Genomic DNA, 17,394 nt, shown 5'->3' on the forward strand with positions numbered 1-17,394 from the left:
GGCATACCAATTGTTCCATAAAGAAGCCCATGGCAGAAGCGCAAAGCCAGAACCCTCCTAAATCTTCGAATCTCGACGAATCCGATCTTAAGATTCTTAAAGCGAAAAAAACATCCCGTGAACTTTCCGTTCTACTCTATCGCGTACTTTACAGGACGGACGAAGTCAGACAAGGTGCCGTCAAAGTCTTAAAGGAAACTTTCTTAAGAACTCATACCAATCATCCCGAACTCTTTCCGATTTTGGATCGCGCCAAATTCACGAAAGACATGATCAATCTTTATAAAGCGTCTACGACGTTGCCGCCGGATAAGTTGGAATTATTTTTCAGCGGAATACACGCTTCCTTTCAAAATGAAATCCGTTACTTGGTGGGTAAATCGGCTCAGTTTTCCTTCGACATTATCTTTCTCGTGATCGAAACGATCCTGAACGAAATGAATCTTCCCGAAAATGAAAGAACCGTGAACATGAAGGACCGAGAAACGATTCTTAAAAACTTCAAGGCTTATAACGATCTATCGAAAATCTTCAACAAGATCGGAAACACGAAGGTCGTTATCGATAAGAAGGACGATATCATCACGGAAATTTCCATTCTTCATAAGGACATCACGATCATTTCGATCGAGAGTATGTTTCGTCACATTTTGGCGCAGCTTCTTCTTTCTAAAAAGTACAACTGCGGAAGTTTGATCGAAAAATGGGCTCAGGAATACGGGATGGAGGACAACGCGCCGTCGATGAAACGAGTGATCGCGGAAGCGACTCCGTTGACCGAGTTCCGTCTTCAATTTACGAATGCGGTCAAGATCCTAAAGGACGAAAACGAATTGGATCTGATGTTTTTGAGAACTCTTGCGAACTACTACGCTTCCTGGGTAACTCAGGTTTCGGAACAAATTCCTTCTTAATCTTAGAATATTCGAATTTTCGAATATTCCAAGATTCAAAAAAGCTCCTCTGCGTTTATCAACTCAATCTTTTGAGAGAAACGCTCAGAGAATATACGGCAACCGCAAGAACGATGTGAAAGATATCCACGTTTAAAATCGGCCCTCTGGAACCGGTCGTTCCGATCACGAGTCCGGCGAGAATGAATAGAATCGCCCCTAAAATTCCGTATAACGCCGCAACTTTGGTTCCGCCTGAATTCTTACGAATACAGACAAGAATCGCCGCAACCATGGCGAGTCCGCCTAACACGGTCGAGAGCAAAGGAAACGGAAGCACATATCCGAAAACAACGTAGATTAGAAGCAGCACTCCCGCGATCGGATAAAGGGAATTCTTTTCAAGCTTCTTAATGCCGAGATGAAAAAATCCTACGCCGATCAACGGAACTCCCACAAAGGAAGCAAGTCCCACGGAAAAACGATAGACAGGATCCAGAAGTCCGATCCCTAAAAAATGAATCGTTCCCAATCCCGCGGAAACTCCTATCGTTAAAAATCCTAAGAACCCGGCGGTCCTGGAATAGGAAGAGGAGTTTCTGATCTGAAACGCGGCCAGGATTGCAACAAGGCTTAAAATTAAATCGGAAAATACTGTACTCAATTGCATGACGGCTGATGATTTCGAAGAAAACGAATTTTGCAATTCTTTCCCGAGGAAGAATCAAAAAAAGATCCGCATTCAAAACACGTCGCTCATTTCCAGCGGATGCAATTTTTATCTTTCGATTCCTCCTTTCGTTTTCAGAATCGTCCAAGTATCATAGGAAATTTTATGACAAAAAAATCTTTCGATCAATCCGTCACTCTCAACAACGGAGTCTCGATGCCGATCCTCGGACTCGGCGTTTGGAAAACGAAATCCGGCAAGGAATGCAGGGAAGCCGTTTTGAACGCGCTCGAAGCCGGTTATAGACATATCGATACTGCAAAAATTTACGGGAATGAAGAAGACGTAGGTAAGGCGATTCGCGAAAGCGGAATCCCTAGAAAAGAAATTTTCATCACGACGAAACTCTGGAACGCGGATCAAGGTTCGGATAAAACAAGAAAGGCCTTGGAAACGAGTCTGGAAACGTTAGGAATCGATTTCGTCGATTTATATCTCATTCATTTTCCGGTAACTTCCAAAAGAAACGATTCCTGGAAAGAACTGGAGAAAGCGTATCACGATAAACTCTGTAAATCGATCGGAGTCAGCAACTACACGATCGCGCATTTGACCGAATTGTTAAAAGAAGCGAAGATTACTCCCGCCGTCAATCAGGTGGAGTTTCATCCATTTTTGAACCAAGTCGACTTATTCGAATATTGTAAAAAGCATAAAATTCAATTGGAAGCGTATAGCCCGCTTGCGCACGGACAAAAAATCGAGGATCTCCAGATCGCAAACATCGCGAAAAAATACGGAAAGACTCCGGCGCAAATTTTGATCCGCTGGGCAGTCGAGCAGAATATCGTTGTGATTCCTAAGTCCGTTAAAAAGGAACGAATCGTTGAAAACGCTCAGATTTTCGATTTTCAAATCGAAGACGAGGACATGAAGATTTTGAATTCTTTGGACGAGAATTTTAGAACTTGTTGGGATCCGTCGGAAGTCGCTTAATATTTTTATTCAAATATCGGCCCGGAGCATCAATCGTTTGACGAGCATCGTCGCATACGCCCCGGAAGGAAGACGAAAGGAAATCGTCGCCTTTTTTCTCCCCGGGTTTTGCTCGTCTTCCATCGGATCGCCCAATTGAAAGTCCTCAGGTATAACGCAAACGTTTCGATCAAAGGATTTCATTTTGACCTTTGGAAACGGAGAACGATCCAAATCCGATTCTTGCAATCGAAAATCCGTCAGAATGCGCCCGATCAAATCCATTTCAATTTTAGAATATTCTAATTTTTGAATTCCAGGCGTTCCGGGAACGGGTAAATTTTTCGAGGCCGAAAAAAATTCACCGGACGATTCTCCGCAAAAAAACAAAGGGCCGGTCTTTGTCTTGATCCAAACTCCCGTTTTCGCGGCCGCAACGGACAGTCTGGATACGAATTCGTTCCATAAAAAGGATTGCAAGGACGTAACGAGCATCAGCAATTCTTCTTCCGGAAATTGAAGAATGAAATCGGAATACGTTTTTTGTGTGAGGTTTCTTTCCCGCTTTAAACCGGAGAAGATCCGATTTTCCAATTTACTTCCCGATAAGCGCGCGCACTCGGACCAATTTCCCCAAGCGGTTTGTAAAAGTTTCTTACGATCGCGCGCTTGTTTTTTCTCTCCCGGATACGCGTCGGTCAAAAGAAGTTTCAAACAAGTTTCGGGATCGCCTTGCAAATACGGAAAAACGGGAAGTAGGAACTCCGAATGAAAACGGCTGAATCTTTGTGAGTCGTAGTAATTGGGAAAACCGTTCTTCGCGATCTTGTCAAAATTTTTCCGAACCATATCGGACTCTTTCTCGATCAGATTTCGAAGAACCAGAACGAATCGGTTTCCCGCGTTGTCGTCGGGACTGAGAGAATGATCGCTTTTACCGACCGATTCTATCTGCAAAACCTGTGAAAGTTCGGTCGGAACCCGCAACTGTTTTTGGCAGCTGATAAATTGAGAAGTTGTCGCGTGTCGGTCCTTTTTTCCGGCGTAGCCGATATCGGAAAGCGCGACCTTGGATTCTTTGGAAATTCTTAAGAGAGCGTCGAGCGTATTCCATCCGGATTTTCGAAGTCGGAAGATCGTCCACTTTCCGGAGGATTGGACCGTATTCGGCCGGAGAATCTCCCCCACTTGAAAGTCCTCCGGGTTCTGTTTGAGATCATAGACCAAAAACCCGCTGAATGGATACTCTGACACAGCTCCAAAGTGTGGGAACTCCCCGCGCAAACAATCTGAATTAAAAAAAACATTGACCGGGAAACCCGGTCTAACAAATAATAGTTCAAGTTTAAAGTATTTACATGGGAACCCATTACAAAGGCAACAGTCGAGAAACCGCGGTCTTAAACGCTTTTATTAAGCTGAGCCGTTGTTCCGACTCGATTCGTCAGTTGGAAGAAAAGGTTTTCACGAAATACGGACTAACAACCGGACAATTCGGTTGTCTTGAAACGCTTCACCATCTGGGTCCGATGTGCCAAAAGGAAATCGGTCAAAAGCTTTTCTCTTGTGAAGGAAACATAACCCAGATCATCGACAACCTTGAAAAACGAAAATTGGTCCAAAGGGTTCGAAGCGAAGAAGACAGGCGGTATATCATTATCCATCTGACTTCGGAAGGCAGTTCTCTCGTGCAGAAAGTATTTCCTGCAATTCTCGATTCTTTGGTAAATAAATTCGATCCTTTGACGGAAGCTCAATTGATCGATCTTGGGGATTTTCTCAAGGAAGTAGGTTTAAAAGCAGTATGATTTCTTTTTTTCAATGTTATACTTTGAATATAAACCATTCGTCGTTAAAATATGCGCCATTCCTTGCTTTACTGCGCGGAGTTCCCACAAATTCAAAACGATAAGGAAAGATCCGCAGACATACAGTTCTATTCTCAATACTTTAAATTCAAATCATTCAGCATCAAAGATTCGCGAATGATAAACTTGGAATCATTTAGGAGGAAACAAATGCTTCAAAAATTTTTTAAAACAGATTCAGATCTTGGATCCCTCATTCTCAGAGTAGTTGCAGGAGTTGTAATGTTCCCGCACGGCGCACAGAAACTCTTGGGCTGGTTCGGCGGTTACGGTTTCACCGGAACTATGGGATATTTTGTCGGAACTGGAATTCCTGCACCGATCGCATTTCTCGTCATCATCGGCGAATTCTTCGGCGCAATCGGATTGATTCTCGGATTGTTCACGAGATTGTCCGCATTCGGAATCGGATTGGTGATGATCGGAGCGACGTTTCTCGTTCACTTGCCGCACGGTTTTTTCATCAACTGGGCGGGGAATCAACAGGGAGAAGGATACGAATACCATCTTCTTTTGATCGGGATCTCGGTTGTTCTTTTTATCAAAGGCGGCGGAAAAGCTTCCGTAGATTCTTTGATCGAAGAAAAACTCGACTAAGAAAGAATTTCTTCGGGAAATCCGTGGAACGAAAATCCACGGTTTTCCCGGTTCAAAGAGAATATTCTAAGTTTAGAATATTCAAATCATCTTTTATTCTTCATCCTTTTTTACTTTCTAGAAGATTTCGCCTTGGAAGTCTTTGCGGCCCTTGTCGCTAAACCCGACTTCTTTACCTCGCCAACCTTCGTCACGGACAATGACTTATTTATCTTTCCGTTTTTTTCCGCGATCTTGTTTGACCTTACGGCTTCCACAGTCGCGTTTTTAGGAAGGGAAGAATTTCTTGTTTTACTGAAAAGTCCGGTCACTCCCCATTTCTTTTCAAACTTGAACTGAAAGATTTCCTTTTCTTTCGGAGGAACAAAGGACATTGCCCGTTCCGACAAAGCCGTGATCGTCAGACTCGGATTGACGCCTAAATTCGCAGGAATCATGGAACCGTCACAGATCGTAAGATTTTGATAACCGAAGACCTTGTTCTCAAGATCGATCACCCCCTCCTCGGAAGATTCCGCTATATTACATCCGCCTAATATATGCGCGGTTGCCGGTATATCCAGCAACGCTTCGTTGATGCTGCTTCGCGCAACACCGCCCGTGATCTGAGCGAGTCTTCTTGCAAATTCGTTCGCAATCGGTATGTAAGTCGGAATTTTTTCTCCGTTTTCCTGAGTCGAAGAAAGCGTTCGTTTAAAAGGCCAGATCCATCTTCGTTTACGCACGATCTCGATGCTGTTGTCGACGGTCTGCATAACGAGAAGAATGATCGTCCTTCTTGCAAATCCGATCGGATTGAGCAAGCTTACGCTGTGGATCGGATGTTTTAAGACTTCGATCAAAAAGCGAAGTTGTCTCGGGATACTCCCTCCCCCATCGACGAGAACTCCGGCGGCCAATCCGTTCATCGCATCGGCTCCGTCCGAATAACGCACCGGTTCGATATGCGTATGTTCATCGGGGAACACGCTCGAAGTGATCGCGATTCCGTGTGAAAGATCCGCCTTCTTATCCTTTAGAGTGACTCCGATCAAAGACTCGCTGTTGGTTCGAACTACGTGCCCGAGACGTTTTGAAAGTTTCGGAAGAATTCCTTCTTCTTTCATTTTTAGAAGAAGCCCTAACGTTCCGAGAACTCCCGCAGAAAGAACGACCGACTTCGCTTTATAGATTCTTCTCGGAGAACCGAAAAAGGAAGTCGTTCTTTCGGTATGGACCTCGTAACCGGCGGAACCGTCTTCGTTTAACGGAAGTAAACGGGAAACTTTCGTTTCAGGCAAAACTACCGCCCCGGCCTTCTCGGCGAAGTAGAGATAATTCTTATCGAGCGTGTTCTTCGCATTGTATCGGCAGCCGACCATACAGCCGCCGCAATCGTTGCAGGAATTTCTTTCCGGTCCTTCTCCGCCGAAGAACGGATCGACTCCGCTTTTACCGAAATGAACTCCGACCGGAGTTTTGTTAAACGACTTCTCGATCCCGAAGGTCTTTGCAGTTTCCTGCATATACCGATCCGATTCCCAAATCCTCGGGTTTTCCACGACTCCGAGCATCTTCTTTGCAAGCTCGTAAAAAGGAAGAATTCCCTTTTTTCCTCCCATCTTTTGAACGAGGGCTTTTTGCCAAAACGGTTCCGGCGGAACATACAACGTGTTCGCGTAAACGAGACTTCCGCCTCCGACTCCGGCGCCGCTCAGTACCATCACGTCATTGAGAAAGTTAATTCTCTGAATTCCGAAGCAGAACAGTTTCGGGAACCATAAGAACTTGCGGAGATTCCAATTCGTCTTCGGAAATTCGGAACTGTTCCAGCGTTTGCCCGATTCCAATACGGCGACCTTATACCCTTTTTGCGAAAGCCGAAGAGCGGATACGCTTCCGCCGAAGCCCGAACCGACGACGATATAGTCATAATCATAAATAATTTCTTTCTTTTCCGAAGCCGATTCCGTTTTCATTTGCAGTCCTATCGAAGTTTTAACGGATTAGGTTTTTTTATTTCACGCGGATGGAAAGACAAAATTCTCTTTCGGCTTGATGAATTCTTCTCCGATCTTAAAGTTGAAGAATGAATCCAGAAGTCGTTCACTCCGAATCGGAATCGAAATTTTACGCGCAAGTAGACGGATACGAATCCCATCTGTATTATCGGGAAGAAGGAAACGAAGTGTGGAATCTTCTTTCGACGTACGTTCCGCCGGAACATAGAGGCAAGGGTCTCGCCGCGGATCTCGTCCGAACCGCTTTGGACAAAGCGCGTTCCTTGAATAAAAGGATCATTCCGAGCTGTTCTTACGTTGTGACCTTTTTAAACCGACATCCGAATTACAAGGATCTCGTCGCCTGATGCTACATCATATCGCGATCGGATCTCCGCATCTGGATTCTCTCGTATCGTTTTACGAAACCTTGCCGGGTCTTACGAAATCGAAGGAGAACCGCAATCCGGACGGTTCGTTGCGCTCGGTTTGGTTTCAATCCGGGGAAATCATTCTCATGCTGGAAATCGATCTGAAGGTAAAAGGTCCGAAAGCCCTCATTTTTTCCGCGGCCGTTCTGAAACAGGAAGACTTAAAACGACTTCCCCAATGGATTCAAGAAACGGAATATACGAAATACTTTAAAGATCCGGACGGAAACCTTCTGGGTTATTCTTCCTATCCGAACCGCTGGCCGTTCTAAAAACTTTCCAAAATTCCGCGCGCGGCGATGTAAGAAGTCGTCCAAGCGTTTTGAAAATTAAATCCGCCTGTAACCCCGTCCACGTCCAAAACCTCTCCGGCAAAGTAAACTCCGGGAACGACCTTGCTTTCCATCGTTTTGAAGTTCACTTCTTTGCGGCTTACGCCTCCGCAGGTTACGAACTCGTCCTTAAATTCTCCCTTACCGGAGATTTGAAAACGTGCGTCCGTGAGTTCTTCGGTGATCTCGTGCAAATCCTTGGAGGATAACCCGGACCATTTCTTTGAGGAATCTATAGAATGAATTTCTAATATTCTTTCCCAATATCTTCTCGGAATTCCGAGAACGGGAGTGTTGACGATCGATTTGGACGGATGCAATTCCTTTTCCTTCTCGATCTTTTTGCGGACCTCGTCCTTTTTCATACCAGGTATGAAGTTGATCTTTAAGATCGTATCGTATTCTTTCTGAAAGAGTTCCCGCGCGCCTTTGGCGGAAAGTTTTAAAATCGCGGGTCCGCTCAATCCCCAATGCGTGATGAGCGTCGGTCCGATCTGGGAATATCCGAATTCGACGAGAGAACATTCCGTCCGCTCGAAGGAAAGACCGGATAAATTCTCCAGACGGGGATCGGAAATTTTAAACGTAAACAACGACGGAACCGGTTCCAAAATCGTATGGCCCATCGCCTGCAGCCAACCCCACGCCTTTCTCCCCGAACCGGTCGCAAAAAGAACTTTATCGAATTCTAATATTCCTCCGTCCTTGAACTTGATCTGAAAACGACCGTCTTCCGTCGGAGTAACGGAATGGATCTCGGTTGTCGTTTTGAGTTTAACTCCGACCTTCTTCGCTTCCTGAAAAAGCGTCTGCAAAATCGTTTCGGAAGAATCTGTAATCGGGAACATTCTCCCGTCGGCCTCGGTTTTTAATGCGACACCGCGCTCCTCATACCAACGAATCGTGTCTTTCGGTCCGAAGGTTTCAAAGGCCCAGCGGAGTTCACGCTCCCCTCTCGGGTAATTCTTGCTGAGAGCTTCCGGATCGAGGCAATGGTGCGTAATGTTGCATCTTCCTCCGCCGGAGATTTTCACCTTGGAAAGAAATTGTTTCCCTTTTTCCAAAAGCGTGACACTGCAAGTTCCCTCGGAAGCGATCTGAATCGCGCCGAAAAATCCGGCGGCCCCTCCTCCGATCACGGCGATTTTATGTTTTTCCTTTGGATGTTCGGCCATGTTGAAAATTTATCGGAATCACAGGAATAAAACCCGTTCCCGTTCCATACAAAATCGGCCGTCGGAATTTGCACTCCGTTATTCGTTGGGGATGATCGATAAGATCGAACGAAGATATATCTTCTTCCGCAAAATACGGATTCTTGTTCGAAGTGAATTCGAGTGGAGAAAAAAAACCCGGAATCCCGGGAAGCGAAGATTGGAGAGATATACTCTCCAATCTAGATTAGGTTTTCATTATACGCTTTTGTGCGTTTCTATGTAGTAATCGGCCGAGATTCTTCCCGAACCGTATAAGGAAAAGTGAAAGAGTAAGAGAAGAATCATCGCCGCATACGGAAGATTCGATCCCGGAGCCATAAATCCTTCTTTGCCGTGAATGAATAAGACCGCACCGATCAACACGGGTACTTGAAGGATCGCGGCAAAACGGGTCAATAATCCGGATAGGAGAAGAATTCCTCCGCAGATATGCGCGATTACGATATAATGTGCAAGCAGCGCGGACGCCATGGGAGCATTGTTCATCTCCATCAAACGAATCAATGCGTCCGTATCGTATAGGAACTCCAGACCTTTATAGATTAAAACCCCGCCGAGATAGATCCGCAGGAAGTCGACCAACCAATCCCGATGCTCTTGCAGCCAATGGTTCAAACGATCCATAGCTTACCTCCAGATTTTTAGGTTTGCAAAGCTCATCTTACCCCTTTCCGAAACTTTTGCAAGGGGGGAATCCGCCGAAAATCCCTAAAAAACCGGACGACAAAACCGCAAATCCGGAGTCGAAACCTCGTTTAAAATGTTTCGGTTTAGCGGATTTACGGTTTAATCCGACATCGTTTTACGAATGGATCGCGCCCATCTTGCCCGCTTGAAAATCGTGAAAGGCTTGATAGATCTCCTCTTGCGTGTTCATTACGAAAGGTCCGTATCTCGCCACGGGCTCTTCCACCGGTTCTCCTCCGATCAAAAGAAGTTCCCATTCTTTCGAAGCATTCTCCGGCAGGGAGAATCGAACGTCGCCTTCGCTTCTTTCGAACCAAACCATATCCCCTTCGCGAACGTTCTGCGTTCCTTCTTCCGTATGAAGAACCCCGTCTCCCGAAAAAGGATACGCGAATACGTTGTACGAATTCGGAACGGGAATCGTAATATCCGCTCCCGGCGATAAACGAAGATGATAGTAAAGAATCGGAATTTTCGTTTCGATCACGGCTTTGGTTCCCAAAACTTCTCCCGCGATGACTTTGACTTTCGTTTTTCCGTCCGACGTTTGAACGACCGGAATTCTTTCCGAAGGCGTATCCTGATATCTCGGGTCGCTCATTTTTTTTGCGGAAGGAAGATTGACCCAAAGCTGAAAGCCGTGCATCGTTCCTCCGTTCTTTTGAAATTCATCCGAAGGCAATTCGGAATGCACCAAACCCGAACCGGCTGTCATCCATTGAACGTCTCCGGATTTTAATTTTCCGTAATTTCCCCAAGAATCACGGTGTTCCATTTCACCAGTCAATAAATAAGTGACCGTTTCGAACCCTCTGTGCGGATGTTCCGGAGCGCCGATCGCTTTTCCGGGTTGGTATTCCACGGGTCCCATTTCGTCTAATAACAAAAAGGGATCGAGCTGAATTAGATCTTGAACGGGGAAAGGTCTTCGAACCGGAAAACCTCCTCCTTCAATCGTTCTCAGCGAAGGTCTGATCGTTTTTATTTTTCTGAGATTCATATATCAAGCGCTCCTCTCGCTTTCTGGTCATGGTGCAAATTCTTTTTCGAAACGGATGCAACGGCAGAACCATGATAACAACTACTGTAACTTTCTTAGTTTCATATTCTTTAGACGAAGCTTTTCGATTTGTGGCCGATTTTAGAAATTTAGTTTATTGGGCGGACGGGATTTGCGGAGTTTCTCCGATCCTATCCGGCAACGGAACTCAACTGCCGACATACGAACTACTCTATTCTTTCGGGCCGTTCAAACTCAAGGCGAATTATTTCGCGAAAGAATGGATTCCGAATTCAAGAATGATCATGGAAACGAATCATTCGTTTGTGGATCAGAGGGACATTTATACGTTTCAGCCAGCAAAGACCGGAACGAAAATAACGTTCACCAATCATTCCAAACTGAAATTCCCGTACAGCGCGGGGGAATGGATCTTGGACGCCGGGATTCGAGGGAGAATCTGTAGAGAAATGAGGCAGTTACAGAATTGTCTGTATGAAAACGGATGCGGCTCTCCCAAACATTTTCAAGTCATTCGAATTTAGGAGTTCTTATTAAATTCCTCTTGCCTAATTTTATTTTTTAGGAAGAATATGTTTCCGGTTTCAAGCTGTGAGTATTTCGGAAGAACAATCTTTAGCGTTCCCGTCTAACGAAACCGAGCGGCTCAAGGCTCTGGATTCCTATCAAATCGTTGATACGGCTCCGGAAGAGAAGTTCGACTCGCTTACTCAAATCGCCGCGTATATTTGCGATACCCCGACCGCCCTAATTTCCCTGATCGACGTAGACCGCCTGTGGTTTAAGGCGAAGGTCGGAATGGCCGATTCCGAAACTCCGAGAAATATTTCCTTTTGCCAGTACGCGATTCTTCAGGACGATATTTTTGAAATCGAAGACGCGAAACAAGACGCCCGTTTTAAGAATAATCCTTTGGTTTTAGGTCCTCCGTTCATCCGTTTTTATGCGGGCACTCCTTTGAAAACTCCGGACGGGTTTAACATAGGGACGCTTTGCGTCATCGATCAAAACCCGAAACGGCTCGACGAAAAACAAAAAATCATTTTGAAGGTCCTGTCCAATCAGGTGATCGCGAACTTCGAACTGATCAAGAAAAACCGAGAACTCATCCTCGTCCGCAAAAAGGAAGAAGAACTTCAGCAATCCAAAAGTCAGTTTTTTGCAAATATGAGTCACGAGATACGGACTCCGATCCACGGGATTCTCGGAGTCGCCGGGCTTTTGGCGGAAACGGATCTGCATTCCGAACAAAAGGATTACGTCGATACGATCCGACGGAGCGGCGGCCTCCTCTTGGGATTACTCAATGATATATTAGATTTTTCTAAATTAGAATCCGCTCACATGAAGATCGAAATCATCGCGTTCGATCTGAACGCGCTTCTAAAGGACGTTTATTCCCTCTTTGAAGCGGACGCAAAAAAGAAGAACGTAGAATTCAAACTTACAGGAACGAAAACCGCTCCTCTCACGGTTTCGACGGACCCGAATCGTCTCCGACAAATTCTGGTCAATCTGGTCTCGAACGCGTTCAAGTTCACGGAAAAAGGAAGCGTTCTGATCGAAGTCGAGTCCGACGTCGTCGGAGAGGAATGCGACGTCAAAATCCGGGTCCGCGATACGGGAATCGGAATTCCCGAACTCAAGCTCAACGAACTCTTTCAAGCCTATACCCAGGCGGATACGTCCGTATCGAGAAAATACGGAGGAACCGGACTCGGACTCGCGATCAGCAAAAGTCTAGCGGAAATGATGAAGCTGGAACTGACCGCACAAAGCGTCGTCAACAGAGGAAGCGTCTTCGAAATTTCGGGAAGAATTCCTCTCGCCGAAAAATCGGAGATCGACTTCGAACCGAGAGCGATTTCGGATAACGCGAACGGAAAGTCGCAACAGACGAATCTGAAAATCCTCGTCGCGGAGGACAACGAAATCAATCAGATGCTGATCCGCAAAGTTCTCGAAAAGCTCGGATACAAACCCGTGGTCGTTCCGAACGGAATCGAAGCGCTTCATTACATCGAAACGATCGGAACGGACGTTTTGTTTTTGGATATCCAAATGCCGGAACTGAGCGGAATCGACACAGCAAAAATTCTCACCCAACACACCAATCAATCACTACATCCGTATATCATCGCAATGACGGCTAACGCGAGTCAATCGGACCGGGACAAATGTTTGGCGGTCGGGATGGACGATTACATCAGCAAACCATTCCGCAAGGAAGAGATCGCCGACATACTCGAACGTTTTATTTCGGATCGAAATTCCAAACAAAACGCGCAAAAATAAAATCGAAGGGGCCTTACCGCTTCGCAATCGGACTCTCCGCTACTGAGCGAACTCATTGATCGAGAACACAACCGACTTTACGACACGATTCTATCCTTAGCGCAAAAAATTCTCAAGCATCGTTCTCCCGCCTTCGGTAGCAAAGGATTCGGGGTGAAACTGCACGCCTTCGATCGGAAGCGTTTTGTGTCTGATCCCCATCAACGAAGAACTTTCCGATTCGACAGACGCCGTAATTTCCAGACAATCCGGCAAAGACTCGGGAACCCCTTCCAGAGAATGATATCGCATCACGCGGATCGAATCGGGAACGCCCTTAAAAATTCCAAGCCGATCGTGCGTAATCTCGGACGTTTTTCCATGAAACGGAATCTTCGATCTCCGCAAACGGCCCCCGAAGGAGGTGACGATCCCCTGCATACCGAGACAAACGCCGAAGATTTTAATATAAGGATTTCTTAATCTAAGAATCGATTCGGAAACCCCGAAATACTCAGGATCTTCCGGATGGCCCGGACCCGGCGAAAGAAGAATGTGAGTCGGATTCAAGGAGAGAATCTCATGCAGATCCGTTTGATCCTGTCTAAAAACCGACAAAGAGAATCGTTCCCCGGAAGTCTCCAAACAATCCTGCAGGAGATGAACGAGATTGTACGTAAACGAATCGTAATGATCGACGACGATGCAGTTTTTCATACGGTAAATTCCTCCATGGATCGTTTCACTGCCTTCAGCTTATTGAGAATTTCTTGATATTCTAATTCTTCCTGCGAATCGAAAACGATTCCGGAAGCCGCTCTCGAATATGCGAAGTTTCCCGATCGAAACAAACTTCGGATTAAAATGCAGAATTGGGAACTTCCGTCCAAAGAGAAATAGCCGAGAACCCCTCCGTACAATCCCCGATCATCCCCTTCGGTTTTCGAGATCAGTTTGATCGATTCCACCTTGGGCGCCCCCGTAAGAGTTCCCGCCGGGAACACGGATGCCAAACCGCTGAAGGAATCCTCATCCTTCTTTAAAATTCCGGAAACCTCGCTCGTGATATGTTGAACGTGCGCGAACTTTAAGATCTCGAATTCCTTTTTGAGGCGCACAGTTCCGCTTTCGCAAACACGGCTGAGATCGTTTCTATGCAGATCGATCAGCATCGAATGCTCCGCGATTTCCTTTTCGTCGCTTAACAATTTCCGCGCGAGAATTCTATCCTCTTCCGGAGTCGCGCCTCTCGGATACGTTCCCGCAAGAGGATAGGTTTCCGCGATCCGATCCTTATGAGAAAACAAAAGCTCGGGACTCGACCCGAAGGTTTCGATCTCGTCGTCCTTGTAAAAGAAAAGATAAGGAGAAGGATTTCCCTTTTTTAAATTTCCGTATATCGGAACGAGACTTCCCTCAATCTCGAATTCCTCCTCAAATCCGATCTGACATTGAAACGTGTTGCCCGAAAGAATCTCTTCCTTCGTTTTCAAAAAGAGATTCGAATATTCTTCTTTCGTTTTGGAAAATCCGAAGGATCGGGCTTTCGTATCGCGCGGAATGGTATCGTCGGAATCGAGAAAAACGTTAAGTTCTTCGATTCGACTCCGCGTATAATAAAAGTATTCGGACGTTCCCGTCAGATGATCGATTACGATTCCATCCAAGTACAAACCGAAAGAAAAAAGAGGATAACCTTCCCGCGGATTCAATGCGGTTACCGGTTCAAAGAGCGAAGCCGAATCGTAACCGAGATAACCCACGAGACCGCCCGTGTATCGTTTACAGTTTTTTTTCGGAGGAAAAATTTCTTGGAGTGTTCGGTAAGGATTCGAAACGGAGAAGGTTTCTCCGTCGATAATGAGCTTTCCGGGATAGCCGCGGAATTGGACGAAAGGCGAAAAGCCGAGAATCGAATAACGGTAGTTATCCGGATATCCCGGATGACTCTCCAACAGAAAACATCCGGGATACTTTTTTGTTAAGCGAAATAGAAATGCTTCAGTTTCCTCCTCCCGCAGCGGAAACGGTAAACTCTTCGGCTTTTCCGGGAGAGAGTTCAGGGTTTGTTTCAGATTCGAAATCCGATTCGACATAGTGGACTCCAGTGATTTCCGGAATACTCCGGAACAAGTTCAGTAATTTTTCCGGTTCCCCGGTATGAATGACGATAACGATCCTTTGTGTTTTGTTCTCTATGTCGCGCCAGAGGCGCCAATCCTTCCAATCGATCGATTTACGGGATAAAATTCCGATCAGACGCAAAATCGCGCCGGCGCCTTCTTCGGACGCGATCTCGTATGTATAACTTCTTTCCTCTTTTGTAGCTTGGATAAACATGATCTTTCTCCTATATTCCAATATTTTAATGAATCATTTCTCGGTTCGGCTTTCCGGGCGGAACCATCGGCAATACGTGCAGTTCGGGCGCGACTCTCAGCGTCACAAAGGAAGGTCCTTTTCGGTTCAACGCCTCTTCCAGAACTTCCGAAACGGAGTCTTCTTCCCTTAGCTCGAAGGAAGGGATTCCGAAAGAAGATGCAATTTTCGTAAAGTTCGTGGGAAGCGTGAATTTCGACGCGGAGAATCGGGACGAAAAGAACAATTCCTGTTGTTGTCTTACAAGTCCCAGATGTCCGTTGTTCATCAAAAGAACGGTCACGTCCAAATCGAGTTCGCGAAGCGTATCCAATTCCTGAACGTTCATCAGAATCGATCCGTCCCCCGAGATACATACGATCCGTTTGCCCGGCGAGGCAAGCGCCGCTCCGATCGCCGTCGGCAATCCGAATCCCATAGTCCCCAAACCGCCCGAGGTCAAAAGAGAACCCTGCGTTTGAAACGGATAATACTGAGCCGCCCACATCTGATGTTGACCCACGTCCGTCGTGATGATCGCACGTTCTTTTAAAACTTCCGCGACGCGTCGAATGATCGCGAACGGATGCAGCGCTTCTTTTTCTTCGGGCATCGGAAACGCGTATACCGTTTTCAGAGTTTGAACGCGATCCAACCATTCTTCCTTTGCGGAATGCAACTCCGTGAACGTTTCGTTCAGAATCTGTTTTAAAAAATCTCCGATATCGTGTTTGAGGGAAAGATTCGGATTCTTTAATTTACCGATTTCGGTCGCGTCTATATCCACGTGAACGATCTTTGCGTTCGGACAAAACTCGTTCAGCTTTCCGGTCGCGCGATCGTCGAAACGAACTCCGAGTGCGATCAATAGATCGGCTTCTTCCAAGACGAGATTGGTCGCGCGTGAACCGTGCATTCCGAGCATTCCCAAAAACCGAGGATGATCGTCGCGACAGATTCCCAAACCCATCAACGTGGAAACCGTGGGAAATCCGAGCTTCTCGTGCAGCTTCCGGAACGACTCCGCGGACTCCGGACGATTCAAACCGCCGCCGATATAAAATACGGGACGTTTGGACTCCGACAGCAAGTCCTTGAAACGTTCGGTCCAATCCGCGCCGATCTTCAAAGTAAATTCCGTTTTTCGAATATTCCAAAATTCTTTTTCTTTTTGTTCGTCCCATTCGATTCTTGCGGAAGCGACGTCCTTGGGAACGTCGATCCAAACCGGCCCCGGACGTCCTTCGATCGAAGTTTTCCAGGCTTGCGGAAGAATGCGGATCAGATCCTCTACGTCCTTTACGAGATAACTTCTTTTTGTGATGGGAATCGACAGACTAAGAGTATCGATTTCCTGGAAGGCGTCCGTGCCGATCATCGAAACCGGAACCTGACCGGTGATGGCGATCAAAGGAATCGAATCCATCTTAGCATCGGCGACCGCCGTGATCAGATTCGTAACACCAGGCCCGGAAGAGGCGATACAAACTGCGGGTTTACCCGAAGCCCTCGCCATTCCTCCCGCGATAAATCCCGCTCCTTGTTCGTGTCTGGCCAGAATATGACGGATCTTACTTCCGTGTAACGCGTCGTAGATGGGAAGACTCGCACCTCCCGGAATTCCGGCGACGACTTCGATTCCTGCGTATTCTAAAAATCGAACGATGAGTTCCGCTCCGTTTAAATTCATATCTCGGTTCCTTCTTCCATAAACGTTTGATTCCGCACTCAAGTTCAACGGGCGCCTTAAAATAAAAAAGCCTCCACCGGCTTTACACCGGAGGAGGCTTTTCTTAGGATTGCGCCTGAAGTAAATCTCTACAGCGTAAAGCGGGGTCCCGGTGGCCAGACGACCACCACAAGCACGAGCCACATCACGACAGTGACGAGAGAAACTTGTTTTGCTACGCGGTTGAGATTCATAAAATTGAGTTCTGCCGCTAACTTACTTGAAAGTTCTTTCCATTTGCAAGTCTTTTTTCGATCTGTTCTATAAAATAAAGAGCATTCCCCATTTTGGTTTCGAATTTGAATTCTATTTCTTTCTTTGAAAGTTCTCTTCCGAAGTCATTCGATGGAAATCCTGCTTTCT

The 17,394-nt window shown here is 46.3% G+C and carries 17 protein-coding genes and 1 pseudogene; 8 read left to right on the forward strand and 10 right to left on the reverse strand.

Annotated elements, in window-relative coordinates; translation table 11 throughout:
* Window positions 1-29 precede the first annotated feature (29 nt).
* A complete protein-coding gene (locus DLM76_RS01515) occupies window positions 30-914 on the forward strand; it encodes an LIC_13029 family protein (RefSeq protein WP_118956471.1) in 885 nt (294 codons plus the stop codon).
* A gap of 58 nt (window positions 915-972) precedes the next feature.
* Here DLM76_RS01515 and DLM76_RS01520 read toward each other — a convergent pair whose 3' ends face one another.
* Window positions 973-1,563: a DUF6962 family protein gene (locus DLM76_RS01520; RefSeq protein ID WP_118956204.1), complete on the reverse strand. Its 591-nt coding sequence runs from the start codon at window positions 1,561-1,563 to the stop codon at window positions 973-975.
* 165 nt (window positions 1,564-1,728) lie between these two features.
* Between DLM76_RS01520 and DLM76_RS01525 the strand changes: the two genes are divergently transcribed.
* The gene (locus tag DLM76_RS01525; protein WP_118964188.1) at window positions 1,729-2,559 is read left to right on the forward strand and encodes an aldo/keto reductase; all 831 of its coding nucleotides are present in this window, start codon (window positions 1,729-1,731) and stop codon (window positions 2,557-2,559) included.
* 9 nt (window positions 2,560-2,568) lie between these two features.
* Here the strand turns inward: DLM76_RS01525 and truD are convergent, their stop codons facing one another.
* Complete coding sequence (gene truD, locus DLM76_RS01530) at window positions 2,569-3,792, reverse strand: tRNA pseudouridine(13) synthase TruD (protein WP_167450709.1); 1,224 nt, start codon at window positions 3,790-3,792, stop codon at window positions 2,569-2,571.
* Window positions 3,793-3,896: 104 nt separating this feature from the next.
* Between truD and DLM76_RS01535 the strand changes: the two genes are divergently transcribed.
* Both DLM76_RS01535 and DLM76_RS01540 read left to right on the forward strand, forming a co-directional pair.
* Window positions 3,897-4,346 (forward strand): MarR family winged helix-turn-helix transcriptional regulator, encoded by a 450-nt coding sequence (locus DLM76_RS01535; protein ID WP_118956201.1) that lies wholly within the window; start codon window positions 3,897-3,899, stop codon window positions 4,344-4,346.
* 210 nt (window positions 4,347-4,556) lie between these two features.
* Complete coding sequence (locus tag DLM76_RS01540) at window positions 4,557-5,003, forward strand: DoxX family protein (protein WP_118956200.1); 447 nt, start codon at window positions 4,557-4,559, stop codon at window positions 5,001-5,003.
* Window positions 5,004-5,278: 275 nt separating this feature from the next.
* Here the strand turns inward: DLM76_RS01540 and DLM76_RS01545 are convergent.
* Window positions 5,279-6,961, reverse strand: a pseudogene (locus tag DLM76_RS01545) (GMC oxidoreductase); the annotation flags it as partial.
* 110 nt (window positions 6,962-7,071) lie between these two features.
* On the opposite strand from DLM76_RS01545, the gene DLM76_RS01550 reads away from it, so the two are divergent.
* Together DLM76_RS01550 and DLM76_RS01555 are read left to right on the forward strand one after the other, a co-directional pair.
* Complete coding sequence (locus DLM76_RS01550) at window positions 7,072-7,350, forward strand: GNAT family N-acetyltransferase (protein ID WP_118956199.1); 279 nt, start codon at window positions 7,072-7,074, stop codon at window positions 7,348-7,350.
* Window positions 7,350-7,685, forward strand: a complete 336-nt coding sequence (locus DLM76_RS01555; protein WP_118964190.1) for a VOC family protein — start codon at window positions 7,350-7,352, stop codon at window positions 7,683-7,685. The genes DLM76_RS01550 and DLM76_RS01555 overlap by 1 nt, the downstream gene beginning before the upstream one ends.
* Here DLM76_RS01555 and DLM76_RS01560 read toward each other — a convergent pair.
* From DLM76_RS01560 to DLM76_RS01575, 3 genes are all read right to left on the reverse strand, one after another.
* Window positions 7,682-8,920: a BaiN/RdsA family NAD(P)/FAD-dependent oxidoreductase gene (locus DLM76_RS01560; RefSeq protein WP_118964191.1), complete on the reverse strand. Its 1,239-nt coding sequence runs from the start codon at window positions 8,918-8,920 to the stop codon at window positions 7,682-7,684. The genes DLM76_RS01555 and DLM76_RS01560 overlap by 4 nt on opposite strands.
* Before the next feature lie 237 nt (window positions 8,921-9,157).
* Window positions 9,158-9,586: a DoxX family protein gene (locus DLM76_RS01570; RefSeq protein WP_118956195.1), complete on the reverse strand. Its 429-nt coding sequence runs from the start codon at window positions 9,584-9,586 to the stop codon at window positions 9,158-9,160.
* Window positions 9,587-9,764: 178 nt separating this feature from the next.
* Window positions 9,765-10,649 (reverse strand): pirin family protein, encoded by an 885-nt coding sequence (locus tag DLM76_RS01575; protein WP_118964193.1) that lies wholly within the window; start codon window positions 10,647-10,649, stop codon window positions 9,765-9,767.
* Between the two features lie 71 nt (window positions 10,650-10,720).
* Between DLM76_RS01575 and DLM76_RS01580 the strand changes: the two genes are divergently transcribed.
* Both DLM76_RS01580 and DLM76_RS01585 read left to right on the forward strand, forming a co-directional pair.
* Complete coding sequence (locus tag DLM76_RS01580; protein ID WP_118964538.1) at window positions 10,721-11,194, forward strand: LIC13081 family protein; 474 nt, start codon at window positions 10,721-10,723, stop codon at window positions 11,192-11,194.
* A gap of 67 nt (window positions 11,195-11,261) precedes the next feature.
* Window positions 11,262-12,965 (forward strand): GAF domain-containing hybrid sensor histidine kinase/response regulator, encoded by a 1,704-nt coding sequence (locus tag DLM76_RS01585; protein WP_118964194.1) that lies wholly within the window; start codon window positions 11,262-11,264, stop codon window positions 12,963-12,965.
* A 96-nt stretch (window positions 12,966-13,061) separates the two neighbouring features.
* Here the strand turns inward: DLM76_RS01585 and DLM76_RS01590 are convergent, their stop codons facing one another.
* From DLM76_RS01590 to ilvB, 4 genes are read right to left on the reverse strand one after another with little or no spacing between them, the layout of a single operon-like run.
* Window positions 13,062-13,661: an anthranilate synthase component II gene (locus DLM76_RS01590; protein WP_118956192.1), complete on the reverse strand. Its 600-nt coding sequence runs from the start codon at window positions 13,659-13,661 to the stop codon at window positions 13,062-13,064.
* The gene (locus DLM76_RS01595; protein ID WP_241548160.1) at window positions 13,658-14,899 is read right to left on the reverse strand and encodes an anthranilate synthase component I family protein; all 1,242 of its coding nucleotides are present in this window, start codon (window positions 14,897-14,899) and stop codon (window positions 13,658-13,660) included. Before DLM76_RS01595 ends, DLM76_RS01590 begins: the two co-directional genes overlap by 4 nt.
* 46 nt (window positions 14,900-14,945) lie before the next feature.
* Window positions 14,946-15,284 carry a hypothetical protein gene (locus tag DLM76_RS01600; protein ID WP_118956469.1) on the reverse strand — a complete coding sequence of 113 codons (339 nt, stop codon included), beginning with the start codon at window positions 15,282-15,284 and terminating at the stop codon, window positions 14,946-14,948.
* 25 nt (window positions 15,285-15,309) lie between these two features.
* Window positions 15,310-16,992: a biosynthetic-type acetolactate synthase large subunit gene (gene ilvB, locus DLM76_RS01605; protein ID WP_118964196.1), complete on the reverse strand. Its 1,683-nt coding sequence runs from the start codon at window positions 16,990-16,992 to the stop codon at window positions 15,310-15,312.
* Window positions 16,993-17,394 lie beyond the last annotated feature (402 nt).

Source organism: Leptospira yasudae (assembly GCF_003545925.1).
GTDB classification, from domain to species: domain Bacteria; phylum Spirochaetota; class Leptospiria; order Leptospirales; family Leptospiraceae; genus Leptospira; species Leptospira yasudae.